Annotated in this window: 4 protein-coding genes; all 4 read right to left on the bottom strand. The window is 52.3% G+C overall.

Translation table 11 applies throughout. The features are described 5' to 3' along the window. Positions 1-13: 13 nt before the first annotated feature. The gene (locus AC0THY_RS06140) at positions 14-5,794 is read right to left on the bottom strand and encodes a family 43 glycosylhydrolase (RefSeq protein WP_489993560.1); all 5,781 of its coding nucleotides are present in this window, start codon (positions 5,792-5,794) and stop codon (positions 14-16) included. 96 nt (positions 5,795-5,890) lie between these two features. Then, a complete protein-coding gene (locus tag AC0THY_RS06135) occupies positions 5,891-9,370 on the bottom strand; it encodes a family 43 glycosylhydrolase (RefSeq protein ID WP_489993559.1) in 3,480 nt (1,159 codons plus the stop codon). Positions 9,371-9,387: 17 nt separating this feature from the next. After that, the gene (locus AC0THY_RS06130; protein ID WP_489993558.1) at positions 9,388-13,431 is read right to left on the bottom strand and encodes a family 43 glycosylhydrolase; all 4,044 of its coding nucleotides are present in this window, start codon (positions 13,429-13,431) and stop codon (positions 9,388-9,390) included. A 117-nt stretch (positions 13,432-13,548) separates the two neighbouring features. Continuing rightward, positions 13,549-19,290: an InlB B-repeat-containing protein gene (locus AC0THY_RS06125; protein WP_489993557.1), complete on the bottom strand. Its 5,742-nt coding sequence runs from the start codon at positions 19,288-19,290 to the stop codon at positions 13,549-13,551. Positions 19,291-19,295: the final 5 nt, after the last annotated feature.

The following is a 19,295-nucleotide window of genomic DNA, read 5'->3' as shown; positions in this document are numbered from 1 at the left end:
TGTTAATTACGTTTTATTTCACAGTCACCTGCATCTTTGCTGTCTTTCCATTATAGGTTCTCACTGTGATAGTGGCCCTGCCCCGTTTCTTTGCCGTAATCTTTCCTGTCCCGGACACTGCGGCCACTGCCTTTTTGCTGGACTTATAGGTAATTTTCCAGCTTGCTGTCTTTGCAGGCAGCTTTGTTTTGACCTGATAGGTTTTTCCTCTTTTTAGCGTCTTTTTCTTTGCGCCCAGTATAATCTTCTTAGGCGCTTTTTTTACCGTGATACTGCAGACCGCGGTCTTGCCGTTGGCGGCCCTGGCTGTGATCCGCACTTTTCCGGTCTTCTTTGCCGTCACCTTTCCGTTGGAGCTCACAACTGCAATTTTCTTGTTGCTGCTCTTCCAGGTAAGCTTTCCGGTCACGCCCGCGGGCTCAAGTGTGGCTTTCAAAGTCACTTTTTCCTTCACACCCACTACCAGTTTTTTGTAGTTCATCTTCAGCACCGGCTTTGGCACTGGTTTGGGTTCCTCCGGTTTTTCCGTAGGGGGCGTCTCTGTAGACGGTGTTTCCGTGGGCGGAGTCTCTGTGGATGGCTCTTCCTTGGCCTTTACCGTCACTTTTACGGTCACAGTCCTGAACTCCTTTGCCAGCAGCTCCTCGTCCGTCATATTGAAGACCGGAATCCCATCTGCGGCGAAATGTACGCTGTTGACACGTGCGTGGCGCCCGGGGTCGTTGAGTCCTCCGTCATTCTGGGCGCCTTCGATGATTTCGCCCCAGGTTCTGGCATGGTACACAATGATTGGATTCCCGTTTGCGTCAATGGAGAAGGAGTTGTGCCCTGGTCCGTACTGGTTTTTATCCCTGTAGATGTCCGATGTGGCCAGCAGGGGATAGGGGTATTTCGTCCAGCTTTCAGGGTCCATCAGGTTGGAATCCGCATCCGCGTAGATCATGCCCACGCAGTAGTGCTGGTCCACTGTGGCTCCGGAGTAGCACACATAGATCTTTCCGTCGTGCTGCAGGATGGCCGGTCCCTCGTCAATTCCCTGTCCGGTTTTCAGATTGTACTCCCACGCCATATTGGCGCCGCTGAGCTCTACCAATGGGCCTGTGGGCTGTAAAACATTATCCGGGTCAAAGGTGGTGATCCAGATCTTTCCGTCCCTCGGAGTCACATAATAGCACTGTCCGTTCACCTCCATAAAGGTGGTGTCAAACCCTCCAAGGCTCTGGCCGTCTGTGGTTCTGCCCACCATTCCTTCTGCTCTCCAGTTGGCGGGGTTCATCATATCTTCTCCCTCGCAGGTGAAGATCGCCATCTGTCCCCAGACAGAGTTTCTGTTTAAGCTGGCGTAGGTAATGATCCTCCACTTTCCTCCGATCTTGTGAATTTCCGGTGCCCAGAAGTAGCGGTAATAGGCGGTTCCCCCTGCCTCTGTGTGATAGCCCTGTTCGTCCGCCATCCATCCGTCATGCCAGACTTCCACCTCCTGGGCATCTGTCAGGCCGTTGATGTCCTTAGAACGGCGGATGACAAGCCGGTCATAGCCGATGCGGTTTCTGTCGTCCGCATCGTTCATGGTTGGATAGGAGCCAGTGAAATAATAGTATTCATCATCCTCATTGTAAATCATATAAGGATCTGCCCGCATTTCCACCAGGGGATCGTTGTAGCTGGTCTGCTGTACTGTCCCGGTGACCTCATAGGTTCCGGCCTTCCCGGTATCCACCTTGCTGGTATCCCATGTAACTCCCATCTGTGCTGTGGAGCCATCGCTGTAGTCCAGTGTCAGTTTCTTAGGCAAGTTAAGAGTTTCTCCTTCTCTGATTACCTGATCATCCGGTTTTTGGATGCCGGTATTGTGCAGAATGCCATATTTCTTTTCCAGTGTCTCATATTCGTCTCTGCTAAGTCCCAGGCTAGCATACTCTTTTGCATAGCGCGGCACAGTTCCTGTCACACGCTCCCTGCTGTAGTCTGCTTTGGCCGGGGCCGTAAAGTTTACAAAGTCCCTGGTGCGGGCCTCGTACCCCTGTCCGGCGGCATCCACCCAGTAAATCCGGTAAGCCATGACAGACGGGTCGTACTCTGCAATGGGATCTTTTACAATCCCGCTGTCTGTCAGTGTTACAATCCGCTCATTTCCGTAGTAGATAAGGTCCTCTGAGTCATAGATCAAGACTTTGTTGTCCCTGTTGTCCTGGGAAGCAATCATTCCAAAGCTGCCGTCCGGTTTGCGGAACAGGCTGGGTGAACCCAGCTGCTTATTTCCAGTTGGGTAAAAGATTCCCTTTTCTTTGTTCAGAGCTGTGTATTCCTTTCCATCTTCGGAGAGAGCTAAGTGCAGCACATCGGTTCTGGCGTTGTCCCTTCCGCTGATTTCCTCGGTAAGCATGTCCGGCTCCTGGGATACCACATAGGAGAGGACATAACCGTACACAGATTCCTCAATGGTCACTTTCAAGTCCTTTTTCACAGTCACATTTGCAAGGGTAAGGGCTGCTGTGAGAACAGCACTCTGGGCTCCGTCCCCAGGCGCAGGTTGTGTGAGTACGGCCCGGTTGCCTCCCTCTACCTTCACATAGGCGCTGTCTGCGCTCCAGGTGATGGGGATTCCCTGGTACTGTCCGGGAAGCTGTACATCCTTCCAGAGAATGTCCAGTCCGGGATCAAAGCTTTCGGCGATCTGCTCCAGGTATCTCCTGTTTTCCGTATCGGAGTTCTCCAGTACAACCATCTCATAGGTGAAATCCAGGGAATACTCTCCCAGAGAAACCGTGGCCGTCAGAGTCACCCTCTGGTTTCCGGTTCCCGCCTGCGGTCTTGTCACCTTCCCCTCATGGGAAATATACGTTGTATTATCCGATTTCCATTGAATCTGTGATCCATTTATTCCCGTCAGCGGAAGCTCTAAGTCTGAGATCAGCTCTCCTTCACTCAGCCCCAGACCGGCCGCATCCGTACGGATCAGCTCCTCCGCGTATTCCCTGCTGACCTCCCCCTGAGTCAGGGCGTTTGCATAAACCTTTACCTCTTTGATACCTCCTTTGTAGAAGATATCATTGTAGGTACTCTTTCCAAGATAGGCCACCAGGTCCTTGCCGAAGTCGCTGACGGTCCTTGTTTTATTTACGATGCCGATATAGTTTCCATTGTAGTACGCCTCTATGGAGTTGGGAGTAATCACAGTTGTGTAGAGTCCCCATTCACTGTCTGTGACAGGTCCCGGGATTCCCTGATTGCTATTTGTAGGTGAAATTCCATACTCATTGTTGTATGGCTGGCTGCCCTTGGAATTGGTAAACACAGACTTCATAAGGCCCGCAGGATTGCAGGGATTCAGCAGCCAGTAATCCTGGCCGTCCCTGTTTCCAAAAAACATGCCCGCATAGTTGCCTTTCCCTGTCTGGTTTTTCATCCAAAGGGAAATGGTTAAGGTATCCTGACCGTCAAACATGCCTGTGGGAAGCTCCACGTAGGCTGCGCTGCTCCCGGCGCTCCCTCCGGGCAGGGTCAGTGTGCCGTTCCCTGCCACTGCGCCGTTCCCCTTAATGGTTCCGTCATTTCCTTTGCCCGAGACATCCTTTATCACATTGTCCTTTACTTCTTTAAAATCATAGTGCAGAAGCAGCTCTTTCTCGGCAGGCTCCGGTTCTTCCCCAGAGATTTCTTTCTGGTCAAGGGCCCGGTTGTACACCTTCACATTGTCGTAGGAGCCTTTGAAATACGGATCATTGTAGAAGGACTTTCCAAGGTAGGAGATCAGATCTGAGCCCAGCTCACTGATGCTGCGCACTCCCACACCTTTCTGCTCTGCCGCACGTTTCCCGTTGACATAGAGGGTCATCTTATGGTTTTCCATCACCAGCGCAACACTCATCCACTGGTTCAGCAGGCCGCTCCCAACTGCTGCTGCGGATTTCTCCTGTCCATTCCCCCGGGAAGTAATGCTGCTTCGGATCTCGTTGTCCCGGATTCTCAGAAACAGATACCGGCTGTTGTCCTGTCCCACTGTGAAATCAAAGTGAAAGGTTTCTGTAGTCTGCGGCTTGATATCCATGGTAAGGGTCATGTTGTCCAGGCCGTCAAACAGTCCGTCCGGGAGTTTGGCATAGGTCCCGCTGCTGCCGTCCAGGTAGAGCACCTTGCTCTCCTTCTGCTCGTCATAGCGGTACTCTGCCTTGCCAAACAAAAGACCGTCGTTGTCCCCTGCCTTGTCCTCTATAGCCTGTCCGTTTTGTTCTTCCTCAAAGTCATACTCCAGAATCGGGTCTTCCTGTGGCTGGGCGTATTTCTCGTTTACCACCCCCCATTTGTCCACCAGGGCATCGTACTCCTCCTGGGTAATGGGGATGACTGTACCGTGCTTTGCCCCGTCCGTCATGGTATAGGTGTTGTCAGGAGCCAGCTTCACGCTGTTGGGCTGATCCAGATTCTTGGTCAGAAACGGGATATAACCTCTGGCGTCTGAGGAACCATACTCATCCACCAGGATACACCACTCATCCCTGTCATTGAACTTAAACATGGTGGGGCCTTCATACCTCCCCCTGTAGGTTTCCAGACATCCGGCCGCTGTGTTGTCAATCTTCTGGAAGTGCATTCCCCTGTTGACAAACTCTTTCCCGCCAATGGTGGATACTGAGGACCCGGAATAGTCCAAAAGGCGGTCTGCGGACTGGAGATACACATATCCCTTGGAGGCCTCCTTTAGGAGACGGTAGTAGGTATCCCCCTCCCGGTAAATGTCGGCGTCAATGGTGCTGCTGGAATCCTCAGAATACAGTTCCGGGTCTGTGAAGTTTACAAAGTCCCTGGTTTTGGAGACAAAGATATACTTCTTGTCCGAGTCACCAGTCAGCTTGGTCAGGGGGCTGGACCAGAATACCAGATACTCCCCTGTAGTTTCATCATAGATGGCTTCCGGAGCCCAGGTACAGCCCGCGTCTATGGGGGAACCCACATCTGCCAGGCGGCTTTCGCTCCAGTTCAACAGGTCCTCAGACTCCCAAATGACCAGGGACTGGCTTCCGATGGTTGCCATTTGCCCCCAGTTCCCGCCGTACCGGTTGTGGTGGATGTCCAGATCCGTTCCTATGAGGTAAAACTTATCCCCCTCGGGTGAGCGCACGATATAGGGATCGCGGACCCCTTTATCTCCCACTGTGGACTCTAAAATCGGCTGATTGTCATTTAAGGCGGTCCACTGCAGCCCATCCTTGCTGACGCCAAAATAGATCTGCTGAAGGCTGGTTCCCACCTGAATCTCATTGAAGTGGATGTACAGGTAGGCGGCATATTCTTTTGCCTCCCCCTTCTTTTTCACGGTCAGCGGAAAGCTCTTGCTGGTCCTGGCCCCGCCATATGTAATGGTTGCGGTGAGTGTGACCTGCTGGTCTTTTTCTCCTCTGACAACTACTCCGGCCGGGGTATCCGCATACCCCTCGTTTGTTTTCGGCTGGTCCGAAATGATCTCCGGGGCGGAGCTCTCCCAGGTAATCGCGGCCCCGTTCAGTTCAGTGGGTAGATTCAGGTTCCCCATGACGGGATCGGACGCGGCAATTTCCAACATTCCTTTTGCTTCATCCACCACCGCCTGGTCGCCGGCAGCCGCGCGGGTATTCTCTGCTTCAGCCCGCTCTTGCGTGGTCCCCAGTTCTTCCCGGGCTGCTTGTGCGGCCTGCACGCTTCCGGCTTCAGAAGCGGCCGCAGCCGGCATGGCACCTGCCAGCAATGCGGCGCTCATGATTGCAGCGATTGCCTTTTTGGCCCTTCCTGCCCATATCTGTTTTTTGGGCTTCATAATTTTTCTCCTCTCTGCATCGCTTTCCGGCAGCAGCCCTCAAAAGTCGGGTTACTGCCGGATGCTCAATGTGTTTCCCAGAGAAACGTCCCTGGATTATTTGACGGTTATCTTAATTTTTGCCTTTTTCCCATTAAAGGTCTTTACGGTGATCACCGCTTTTCCCTTTTTCTTTGCGCTCACCTTTCCGGTGGAGGAAACTGCTGCCACAGACTTCTTACTGGACTTAAAGGTCAGCTTATGACTGTAGGTCCCCGCCGGGAATTTGGCTTTGATCTGATAGGTCTTGCCCTTTTTCAGAGTCCTGGCCTTTGTGGTAAGGCTGAGTTTCTTTGGAGCTTTTTTCACAGTCACCGTGCACTTTGCCCGGATGCCGTTTGACGCTGCGGCGGTAATCACAGCCTTTCCGGTCTTCTTTGCAGTCAGCACGCCTTTGGAGGATACGCTGACCACGGACTTTTTGCTGGATTTCCAAACCACCTTCTGCTCTGCTCCTGCTGGATACACCTTTGCTTTCAGACTCACCTTTTCCTTCTGCCCCATCCGTATCGTCTTATTGCTCAGGATGACCTTTGAGGCCATGGGTACGGATGGCTTTTCTACCGGCTTGTCCGTGGACGGTGTCTCTGTGGAGGGTGTCTCCGGCTCAGAGGGTTCGGGTTTCTCCTTGGCCTGAACCGTCACCTGAGCGGTGATGGTTCGAAACTCCTCGGCCAGCTCCTGTCCATACGTCATTTTCAGGATAGGGGTACCGTCTGCTGCCCAGTGCACTCTTTTTAATCTGGCGTCGCGGCACGGGTCATAGAGAGGACCCTGGTTTGCCCAGTTACACTGGTCACGGTAACACTCCTCGGAGCGGGCGTGGTATACGAAAATATCATTTCCATCCTCATCCACAGTGAAGGAGTTGTGCCCTGGTCCGTATTCTCCCGGAACATCCGCGGAGGTCAGAACCGGATAGCCCTGTTTTGTCCAGGAATTCACATCCATCAGGTCTGCGTCCGCATCTGCGCTCAGCAGTCCGATGGTGTATTCCGGTCCTGTGCCGGAGGCGGAGAAGGCGATATAGATCTTCCCGTCTCTCTTGATTACGGAGGCGCCTTCATTTACATTTTCATTCACTCTCTCCCAGCTGTAGTCCGGATAGCTGAGGCGAATGCTCTTTGAGGTGCATTTCCAGGGTTCCTCAGGATCAATCTCTGCCATGAACAGGCTGGAGCACTCATCCGTCTGGGCCCAGATCGCATAGTGGTGGCCGTTGTTCTCAAAATAGGTCATATCCAGTGAGAAGTTGGTGAATGCCTTTGTATCCCCGGCAGCAGCCTGGAACCTGCCCTCTTCCTCCCAGGAGGCCGGATTCATGATATTTTCAGGGTCCGTACATTTGAGAACATGGGGGCGAATTCCCCACACATTCCAGGATTCCACACTTGCAGTGTAATAAATATAGTAGTCTCCGGCAATCAGGCGGATTTCCGGGGCCCAGATGTACCGGTACATCCCTGTGGTGCCATCGCAGTCCCAGATCGTTACTTCCTCCGCATCCTTAAGTCCCTCAATAGTCTTGGAACGCCTCAGCACCACTTTGTCGTATCCGTTCATGTCCTTGTCACCCAGCATGGGGTAGGAAGCTGTAAAGTAATAGTATCCGTCATCCCCCTTCAGGATACATGGATCTGCCCTCTGCTCAATAAAGGGATTCTCATACTGGGTCTGCTGTACCGTGCCCTTCACTTGATACGTTCCGGGCTTGTCGGTGCGGATGTCTTTAACATCCTTCTCTTCCCATACTACCTTCATCTCCTTCTGAGATCCATCGCTGTAGTCCAGGGTAACCGTCTTGGGCAAAAGCTGTGCCATATCCACACTGCTCCCCTCCTGAAGGGTCCGTTTTACTTCCTCTATTCCAGTGTTGGTGACTGGGCCAAGCTTGTCCACTACTTTCTGATATTCCTCTGGGGTTACCTCCAGGATCTGGGATACCACTGCCCCCTCAGGGATGCCTGCAGCTGGAACTACCTCCTCCACATAGGGGATCTCCCGTGTCTCCCCGCAGGTCTTCAGATCCGCTGAGACAGTCTCATACTGGGTCAATCCGTTTTTCCATTGGATCAGATAGGTGTCTGTTTCCTCATCGTAGCTGCAGCGTGGCTCCTGTACTACCGGACCGCTGCTCACTTTCAGGGTTCTCTCATTGGTAAAGTGCACCAGATCCTCTGAATCAAAGAGATAGACTGAGGCACTGCTGCTGTTTGCAGCGATCATCCCATATCCGCCGTCCTTTTTGGGGAAAATGTACGGGGCATTCAGCACATTCTTGTTGTTGTCCTTCGCAGAACCGGAATTCTTTGCAAAGCAGATTCCGGTGTTGGAGTTCAGCGCCGTGTATGCAGATCCGTCTTCACTGTAAGCCAGATGCAGGCTCATCCCCAGGTCCGTCCTCTCCTGGCTGTTGTTGTAGCTGATCAGGTACTTGGCCGAAGACTCCCTGCCCTTTACGTGCACTGCAAAATTCTTCTCTGCTGTCTTGGCGGAACCTTTCACAGCCGCGGTCAGGGTGACTGTGGTGGATTTTGCCGGAAGCGCTACCTTTCCCTCCCCGGAAATAATCTCCGGGTGGTCGCTGCTCCATGTGATCTGGGATGATCCGATCTGCTTTGGCAGAGCAAGCGGCGTCTCATCCGTCACCATACCCTGGGGAAGCGCCTTATCCAGGCTCACCAATGTCCAGGCCTCTGCCTCCACCTTCTCCTGAATTTCCCCAGTCACATACCCGGTATCCGCGTATACGTCACGGATTCCGTCTGCGTCCAGAGCGCCGGAGTAGATGCGCAGGTCCTGGAAGGAGCCCGCGTAGGTCTGGTCTGCCAGATAGTTGGAACGACCGATATAGGCCTGCAGGCCGGTTCCAAAGTCTGAGGTGGTCTTTGTCTTTGCCGCAGTCCCAATCTTTTTCCCGTTGATATATCCGGTCACAGAATCCTCAGTGAGTACGGTGGTGTAATGCGTCCAGACTCCCTTGTACGCTTCTGTGCTTGCAGAGGTGACACCCACCTCCGTCTCATAGGGTGCGCTGGTTTTATTGCTGTCTGTAAATACGGATTTAAAGTACCCGGTTGGGTCTGTGGGATTAAACAGCCAGTAATTCAAGGGCATATTGTTGCTGCTCTGGGGCGGCGTGCCAAAGAAGAGGGCGCTGTAATTTCCCTTGTTCGTATTGCTCTTGAGCCATACGGAGATGGTCAGCTCATCCTGCCCGTCAAACATGCCCTGCGGAAGGGTGACATAGGATGCCGCGGCATCGCCAGTGCCCTTTCCTCCCGGCAGTACCAGGCCCTCACTCCAGGTAACATTTCCGTTTATTTTCCCATCATTGTGGTTTTCTGTAATATCCTCCGCGTTCTCCTGAAGAGGATAGTGTGCCAGCATCTCTGCTTCCATGCTGGTCTGTTCCGCTGCCTTCCAGACGTCCTCCCCTGCAGGGTAGGCCGCTGCGGCAGGCAGGAAGGAGGCTGCGCCCAGCACAGCCGCCATTGCAAGGGACAGAATCCCCTTTCCCAGTCTCTCTTTTTTCATAGCGTTCTCCTTTCCAACTATTTAACAGTCACAGTCAGTTTCGCTTTCTTCCCGTTATACGTCTTCACCGTGATCACAGCTCTGCCTTTTTTCTTTGCGGTTATCTTTCCACTGGACGATACCGCTGCTACTGACTTTTTGCTGGATTTATAGGTCATTTTAAAGCTTGCGGTGCCCTTGGGCAGTTTCGCGCGGATCTGGTAGGTCTTTCCCTTTTTCAGTTTCTTTGCTTTAACGTTCAGGATGACTTTTCTGGGCGCCTTTTTGACAGTCACGGTACATTTAGCCGTTTTTCCGTTTGATGCCGCGGCTGTGATCACTGCCTTTCCGGTCCTTTTGGCCGTCAGAACTCCCTTGGTGGATACACTTACCACTGATTTTTTGCTGGACTTCCATGTCACCTTCTGGGAAGCGGCCAATGGCAGTACCTTAGCCTTTAAGGATACTTTTTCCTTTAATCCCATCTGGATAGATTTCTTCGCCAGCGTCACTTTTTCCGGCTGTACTGTCGCCTTTTTAAATTCAGCCGTATAGGTTTTCGATTCTGTGACATTGCTGTCTGTACGAACTGCCTCTGTTCTTCCATCGCTCCATTTTGTAAAGGTATAACCATCATTTGCCACGGCCTTTACGGCTGCGGTGGAACCACCCTTTTGAATCGTCTGAACCGCAGTTCCCTCAATCCTTCCGCCTGAACCTGCCACATAGCGGACGGTTACCTGCTGTGCGGGCACTTCCACTTTCCGGAAAATCGCCTTATAAGTCACACTCTCCATCACTTGCTTGTCCGTACGGCTGGCGTCTTTTTGTCCGTCGCTCCACTGCTCAAAGACATAACCAGGTTTAGCCACTGCAGTTACGGTCTTGGCATCCCCTGTGATGCCAAAGGTCTGGGACGCTTCTCCTTCGATTCTGCCGCCCTCGCCCGCCTCATAGGTCACCGTCACCTGCTGGTTGGGGTCATAGACCTGTACCTGCATGGTGACATTTTTATATGCATCCACCAGATCTCGCTCTTCCACAAGGTCCAGTACGGGCATACCGTCTATGTCAAAATGCACTCTGCGGATGCTGGCGCTTCTGGCTCCCTTGTTCCACTGTGCATGATACACATTGTACAATGTTCCGTCATCATCGTAGATGTAGGAGTTGTGTCCTGGTCCATACTGGCCCGGAACGGAGCGGGAGGTGAGAATGGGATAGTTGCCCTTTGTCCACACAGATGCATCCAGAAGATTGTCGCTGTCCTTGGCTGTCAGAATGCCCACACAGTATGTGGGGTCAACCCCGGCTCCCGAGAAGGTCAGGAAGATGTTTCCATCCCTCTGGATCACAAAGGGCCCCTCATCCACAAAGGTATTGTTGTTATCCCAGCCATAGTCCGGCTTGGAAATGCACACCCTGTCGCTGGTCAGCTTCCACGGTTCTTTGGGGTCAACCGTGGCAATGTAAAGCCAGGACCCGGTGTCCACTGGGTTAAACTGACGCTGTGCCCAAACCACGTAGCCCTGTCCGGCTACCTCGAAGTAAGTCATATCCAGTGTGATTCCCTCAGATGCCTCATAGATGTTATTCCCATTCTGATCCTTCACGCGCACCGGTTTTTCCCAGTCCGACGGTCTTGTGGGATCTCCGCCCTCTTTGAGTTTCGCCACAAAGGACTGTACGCCGGACCAGATGCTAAGGCTTCCCGAGAAAAAGAGATACAGGTCCTCCCCGATCACATGCAGCTCAGGTGCCCACAGGCATGTATTGAAGAGATCCGGATAGGAATTCCCGTCTAAAATCAGGGACTCCCCGGAACTTCCGATGTCTGCCAGGGTGTCGCTGACGCGGATGTAGATTCTGCTCTGTCCGTTCTCATCTGTGGAGATAAAGTAGAATTTCCCGTTGTACTTTACCATCTCCGGGTCTGGGCGTTTATAGAAGAGATAGTTTTCATTGTGGAAAGTGGGCTGTGTGACGGTACCTTTTACAGTGTAGTTACCAGAGGTTTCAAAATCCACTCCCGACAGATCCCAGTTCACTGCCTTGGAGGCCGTGGAGCCGTCGTTGTAGAGCGCCGTTGCCCTCACCTTCTCCACATCCTCCCTGGAGGTTGCCAATATCTTCTCCGGAACCTCCATTCCAGTGTTTACCAGCTTGGACAGTTTCGTTTTGAGCTTGGTACCAATGCCGTTTTCCAGCGCCAGAAGATTGCCCTCCACCGCTCCGGCGATTCCCGTATCTGCTCTGCGGACCTGGGGAGCCGGTACAGAAACAGGCTCAGAAACCGCGCTGTCCGCGTTTAAACTTTCCACTGTGTTCTCATAGTAATTCCCTTCCCCGTCGTTCCAGGTAATCCGGTAGACTCCTGCTGCGGAATCGAACTCACAGACAGGACTCTGCACTGCCTTATCTGTCTTCATATCCAGGAATCCCACTTCCTCATAGGCCATCAGATTCTCAGAGGTGTAGAACATGATGGAGGAAGCCTTCTGTCCGTCTGTCTCTCCTCCCACCTCTACTCTGGTGGCTGCCACGCCGAAGCTTCCGTCCTCGCAGTAGAAGAGATATGGGTTTTTCATTCCCTTTCTGGTCATGGTCTCATTGGAGTTGGTGGCTGCTCTCATATAGAGGAGGCCTGAGTTGTCATTCAAGGCTGTAAATCCGCTCACCCCATCCGCGCTGTACGCCAGATGCATACTGTAGGCCAGATTCACACCATAGTCCCCGTCCGGGGTGCGCGTATAAGTCTGGGCATAAACTGCATCCTTTCCAAGAATATATACCGGGAACTCCATGATTTCCTCCTGTGCTCCATCCCGCAGGACCGCCTTGAGGGTCGCCTGCTTTTTCCCGGTAAAGTCCGGATTCACAGTCCCGTCCGCAGCGATGCAGGATTCCTGGGACCAGTCAATGGTCACTTTTCCAAGGGAAACCGGGAGGACGGTTTTGGCGTCCAGCACGTAGGGGACTTTCATGTGTTCCTTCCAGTAGGCAATCTGCCCTTCTTTGGCCAGAACGGTCACCTGGAAGCTCCTTGTCTCTACAGAATTTCCCAATTCTAATTCCGCCTGCAGGTTCACCTGCGTGGTGGCAGTGGGAAGGGTGACCTCACCCTCATCGGAAATGATATCCTTGTGATCAGAGGTCCAGCTTACCTTAGCCCCATAGAAGCTTTCCGGAAGCTTTATTCCGTCCTCTCTGCACAGGACCCCGTAATCCAGGTAGTCATCCAGGCTCAGCCTGTCGGCAATGCCGCCCAGCACTTTCGCCTTTACATTTGCGTTCACCTGGTCGGTATCCAGATAGACCTCCTCCACCTGAGCCGGCGCCAGAGCGCTGTCGTAAATGCGGACATCCTGGAATCCTCCCCCGTAGGTATTGTCATTCAGATAATTGGAGCGCCCGATATAGGCCTGCAGCCCGGTTCCGAAATCCGATGTGGTTTTCGTTTTCGCCGCTGTCCCTATCTTTTCCCCATTGATATATCCGGTCACAGAGTCCTCTGTCAGCACCGTGGTGTAGTGGGTCCATTCCCCCTTAAACGCCGTGGTGGCTGCGCTGGTGACGCCGGCCTCCGTCTGGTAGGGCGCATCCACGTTATTGCCGTTGGTAAACACGGATTTAAACAGTCCGTTTGGATTGGTGGGATTGAACAGCCAGTAGTTTAACGGCATTTGATTGCCCTGTGCAGGCGTGCCGAAAAACAGAGCGCTGTAGTTTCCGCTGTTGGTATTGCTTTTGATCCAGGCAGAAATAGTCACCTCATCCTTTTTGTCAAGCATGCCCTCCGGCAGGGTGACATAGGACGCACTGCTGTCACTGGTTTTTCTTCCTCCCGGAAGCACCAGTCCGTCCTCCCATGTGACAGATCCGTGGATCTGTCCGTTGTTCTCATTTCCTGAAATATCCTCTGCGTCTTCCTGCAGGGGATAATGGGCCAGCATGGCCATGGAACCGCCCGCCTTTTCCTCCACCGTCATTTCCGCTGCTGTAACAGGCAGGATACTGCCTGCCCCCAGAGCTGCTGTGAGGCCCAGAGCAATAAACTTTTTAAATAGCGCTCTTTTCTGCATAACCTTTTCCTCCTTATTTTTTCATAGTTAAGAGTCTTAAGAAAAGGAGGCGGAAGTTTCCGCTTCCCCCTCCTTTCCCTGCCCTTTAACTATAGACTGTCCGCACAAGCAGACCTGTTATTTTACTTTAATCCGAATGGTTGCCTTTTTCTTGTTAAAGGTGCTCACTGTGATCACAGCTGTGCCTTTCTTTTTGGCTGTCACCTTTCCTGTCTTGGAAACCGCTGCCACTGACTTTTTATTGGATTTGAACGTCAGCTTGTTGCTGTAGGTTCCCTTCGGGAATTTGGCTTTGATCTGATAGGTCTTTCCTCTTTTCAGAGTTTTGCTCTTTGCAGTGAGGCTGAATTTCTTAGGTGCCTTTTTCACCGTTACCTTGCAGGTGGCCTTAGCCCCGTTTGCGGATGTCACGGTGATGGTGGCCTTTCCGGTCTTTTTGGCTGTGAGTACACCCTTGGAGGATACTTTTACCACAGAGCTCTTGCTGGATTTATACGTTACCTTCTGGGATGATCCCGCCGGAAGTACCGTGGCTTTTAAGGTCACTTTCTCCTTTACGCCCATCTGGATCTTCTTCTGGCTGAGCTCTACCCTGGGCTTCTCCACAACTGCATCCTTCTTAAACTCAGCGGTAATGGTTTTGGTTTCCGTCACATTGCTGTCCGCACGGCTGGCTTCTGTCCTGCCATCGCTCCATTTCACAAAGGTGTATCCTGCGTTTGCCACTGCCTTTACGGCTGTGGCGGAACCGCCCTTGGTGATGGTCTGTTCTGCATCTCCTTCGATACGGCCGCCCTCACCGGCTGCATAGGTTACGGTCACCTGCTCTGCCGGGATTTCCTTCTTCTGGAATATTGCGGTGTAGGTCTTTCTCTCCTTCACGTTTTTGTCAGTACGGCTGGCGGTGGTTACACCATCGTCCCATTTTACAAATTCATAGCCTTCGTTTGGCACTGCGGTTACGGTCTTGGCATCTCCTCCGATGACTATATTCTGGGAGGTTTCACCCTGGATGCTTCCGCCCTCCCCTGCCTTATAGGTCAAGATAACCTTGTCCACAGGGATTTCCTTCTTTTGGAAGATGGCGGTGTAGGTCTTGCTCTCGGTCACGTTTTTGTCCGTACGGCTGGCTGTTGTCAATCCGTCGTCCCATTTTACAAATTCATAACCTTCGTTTGGCACTGCGGTTACGGTTTCCGTGCTGCTTCCCTTATCAATGGGCTGGCTGGCTTTTCCTTCAATTTTTCCGCCCTCTGCTGCTTTGTAGGTTATGGTTACCTTCTCTACAGGAGTTCCTTTTTTCTGGAAGATCGCCGTATAGGTTTTATCGGCTTTCACATTTTTGTCCGTGCGGGCTGCGGTGGTCACTCCGTCATCCCATTTTACAAATTCATAGCCTTCATTTGGCACTGCGGTTACAGTCTTGGCATCTCCGCCTATGATTACATTCTGGGAGGTTTCACCCTGGATGGTTCCGCCCTCCCCGGCCTCATAGGTCAGGTTCGCGCTGTGGTAGGCTTTCATCACCCTGTCATACTCTTCCTGGGTGAGGTTCAAAATGGTTCCATGGCGTTTTTTCAGAGCATCAAAGCTGTACTCGTTGCTGGACAGTTTCTTCCAGGACTTATTTGCATTTGTGGCATCACTCAGATCTGTAGTGATCACCGGGAGATATCCTTTTCCCTCAGCATACTGGTCAGTGTAAAGTCCATAGGTAGGCTTTCCGTCCACCCAGTCCTTTTTGTTGAATTTAAACAGCTCCGGGCCTTCCAGCTTTCCGCCTGTCATGTCTCCGCCCAGTCCTAAGTCATTTAAGGTGGTCACTTTCTCCCACTCCCCAAAGATATCCTTGCTTCTCTCCAGGGTGATCTGTCCGTCCGCGGAAGCGCGGTAGTAGTATCCGTCCTCTGCATTCCAGATCATGGTTGTGTCAATGATGGAGCGGTTTTTGGCTCTCCAGATATACTCCTGGGGCTCTGTGAAGCTTACGAAATCACGGGTGGTTGTGGAGAAAATTCTCAGATCCTGATCCGTCTTTCCGTCAATTACATGCGCTGTGGCATAGTAGACCACATACTCTCCGGTCTTTTCATTGTAGATTGCCTCAGGAGCCCATGCGCAGCCTGCATCCAGAGGTCCTACGGCCACTGCGCGGGGCTCTGACCAGTTCACCAGGTCTGTGGACTCCCATACAATCAGGTCACGGCTTCCTGTGGTGGTGGCGCTTGCATTTCCCCAGCCCCCACGGTAGTAGATGCTCAGGTCCGTTGCGATCATAAAGAATTTATCTCCCTCTGCGGAGCGGAGAATATAGGGGTCACGGACTCCGTTTTCACCGATGGGGCTCTCCAGCACAGGCTTCTTGTCATTCAGGTCTGTATAGTAATATCCGTCCTTGCTTGTTGCAAAGTAGATCTGCTCATCTGTCCTGGACCCTTCGGTTCCCGTAAAGCTTCCGAACAGATATGCTGTAAAATCGTCTTCCTTGAGTTCTTCAGGTGCTTTTGCCACGGTTACGACAAACTTTTTGCTGTCCTTTGCCTCGCCCTTTTGGATCGTGGCGGTCAGTGTAACCTTTTTGTCTGTCTTTCCTCTTGACACTACACCGGCTTCTTTATCGCCATTCTTCTTATCTGTGATCACGGCCGGATCAGAGCTCTGCCAGGTAATCTCTGCCCCCTCCAGTGTCTCCACCAGTGTGATATTTCCGCGGATGTCATCCATATTCGGAATTTCCAGTCCTGCCTTGGCCCTGGCTACAATGTCCTTATCTTCATTTGGGATAGCCAGCTCTTCCGGAGTCCTTGCAACACTGTAAACTTTCAGATTGTCAATCTGTCCGTTGAAGTACTCGCCGCCATCTCCCCAGTTTCCTTTTCCGATCTGAACAATGCCGCCGCTCTCACCTAAGATATCGCTGAGCTTATGGCTGCTTGGTGTCTCCGCTTTCTTCTTGCCGTCAATGTACAGGGTGGTCTTGCCGCTTTCGATTACCATATCCACATGCTTCCACTCCACAGTGGAATCAGCCTGGGACACAGCCGGTCTGGAGCCGTTGTTGTTGTAGCGCTCCGCTGTCACCTTGGTTCCTTTGTCCAGGATGCCCAGGTAATGCTCGCTGTTGTAAGTCTGCTTATTGGTATTGGGAGCTGCGAAGAAGGCCCATCCAGCCTGGTAGTTCACCGCCCTGCTGTCGTAGGATACGGTAATCTCCTCCAGTCCCTTCAGCAGTGCGCTTCCATCCTCTTTCTCCAGGTTCAGCCAGTTATTGCGGCTTAAGCTTACGGATTTTCCGCCTCCCGGGTAGCTGCCTGTGAGCGTCCCGGCTCCGTTTACTTTCGCCACTGCCCCGTTCCCCTTAAAGCCATCGGTCTCGCTGTCAAAGTCAAAGGCCGCGATCACGGTCTCTTCTGCTGCTTTGAACACCGCCCGTACACTCATGGATAAAGGTACATTTTTATCGCTTCTCTTAGGTGTCTTCACGCCGTCGCTCCACTGTACAAAGGTATATCCCTCCTTTGGTACTGCGGTGACCTCTGTGGTGGAACCACCCTTGTCAATGATCTGGACGGTCTCGCCCTCAATGGTTCCTCCCATGCCTGCCTCATAGGTGACAGTCGCCTTGGGTTCTTCCTTAAAGATTGCTGTATAGGCAGCCGCGCTCTGCACATTTTTCTCAAAGCGGACCGGATCTGTCATACCGTCGCTCCATTTTTCAAATACATACCCAGTATCAGGAACTGCAGTAACCCGGTTGGATTCTGTTCCCACGATCACACTCTGCTGCAGATCGCCCTGAATGGTTCCATGCTCTCCCGCTGTGTAAGAAACCTGAACGGTATTTAAAACCACAGGTGTCTGATTTCCCTCCAGCGTGGGTGCTGTTTTCTGGATCAGGCCATCCTCACCAAAGGTGAGCTTGTCCACACAGGTCTCTCTGTGGTAGCCGAATCCTCCTGTAACCTGTCCAAGAGGAGTTAAAAACCTGTGATAGGCGATATAGTATTCCTCTTTTCCGGGGACCTGGAGTACGGAATGGTGTCCGGTTCCCTTGATGTCCTTATCTGTGTCTTTTTGCAGAATGGGATATTTGTATGTGATAGGTCCGTACAAATTGTCACCCACACCATAATTCACCTGATAGTTTTCACTGCCTGTGTCATCCTGGGACCAGGTAAAGTGATACTTTCCGTCCTTCTTTGTCACTGTGATGGCCTCGCGGAATCCATTGGCTCCGCTGTAGTTTTTCAGTGTGCCCGGGACCCAGCTCATCATGTCTTCTCCCAGCTGTACGATGGCAGGATTTCCGTTTCCAAACAGCATGTAGGAGGTGCCGTCATCCTCTGTGTAGATTGACGGGTCAATCACCTGTCCCATCTTGATGCCCTCAGCCTGGCAGTCCTCAATGGTCAAAAGAGGAGTCTCCTTGACTGTGTAGGGTCCTGCAGGGCTGTCCGCCACAGCAACGCCGATGGCCTTGGCATTTCCATTATTTCCACAGAAGTAAAAATAATATCTGCCGTTTTTCTTCTCAATGCTGGGCGCCCAGGCGTTACCGCTTGCCCATGGAACGGTGGCTACTTCCACTCCCTTTTCATTCTGATAGCTCTCGGTGGCTTTCAGATCCAGGATCACACCCTCGTCTTCCCAGTTCACCAGGTCCTCAGAGGAGAATGCGTGGAACAGGTAACCGCCCCAGCCCTCAACCCCGTCTGTTGTGGGGTAGATGTAGAACTTGCCGTTGAATACATCTATGTCAGGGTCCGCAAACTCTCCCGGCAATACCGGGCTGTTGCACAGCACAGTCTGAACGGTCCATGCCTGGCTTTGTCCCATATGGTTGATAGATAGAGTCACAGGTTTTGTCAGGTCATAGGTATCCTGCTGTCCTCCCTCTATCTCTGCTCCTGCCACCATCTGGAAACTCAGGGGAACTGCTGTAAAATCATCCGTCTTGGTGTTGCTTTTGCTGACGTACAGGGTTGCGGTTTTGGTGTCCGCATTGACTTCACTTGTGATAATGGACAGGCTGTCGCTGGTCACGCCTTTTAGAGCTGAGAGCTCGATCCCCTGCTTTTCGGCGATCTCCATCTCTGACATTGCCCTGCTGCGAATCTCAAAATTGTCGATCCATGCCTTCGCGTACTCGCCGTTTCCCCAGTTTGCCTTGCCGATATAGAGGATGCTCTTGTCCCCCAGGATGTCCGGCACTGCGATGCTGCTGGCAGCGCTGTCTTTCAAGAGTCCGTTTACGTAAACCTCTGTGCGGTCCTTAGCAACCACTACATCCACATGCGCCCAGTCAGCTCCGGTAGAGGGGTTTGGGCAAGCGGGCCTGCTTCCAGAGTTCTTGTACCGCTCCGCCTTGGTATTACCATTTTGGACCATGATTCCAAGGTACTGCTCAACGTTGTATGTCTGCCCATTCTCATTGGGAGCTGCGTAAAACATCCAGTTGGTCTCTGTCCGGTCCGGTTTTGCGTCGTAGGAGATGGTTAGTTCCTCCACTCCCGTGAGAAGGCTCTCACCCGACTCTTTGGTAACACTCAGATGGCCTCCGTTTCCATCCAGATACAACGCCTTACCATCCATGTAGTCTCTATATTGAACATTCCCTCTGACCTCTGCCTTTGCACCTGCGCCTGTCAGTCCGTCCTGTTCATTGTCAAAGTTAAAGCTGGCGATGACCTGGTCTGCCTCGCGGCCTGTCTGCACTGACTCCAGTGTCACTTCCGCATTTTCCTCATAGACGGGTACTTCCGTCGCTGCCAGCGCCTGATAGGGCAGGCTTCCTGCCAACATAGTCACTGACAATGAGGTGGTTAAAATCCGTTTCCAAACTTTCCGGTTACTTCCCATAATTT

The sequence above is a fragment of the Ruminococcus sp. 8Y-12 genome, from assembly GCF_058119865.1.
Note: the sequence above shows the minus strand (reverse complement) of the source record. Positions and strands in the feature narration are given on the sequence as shown.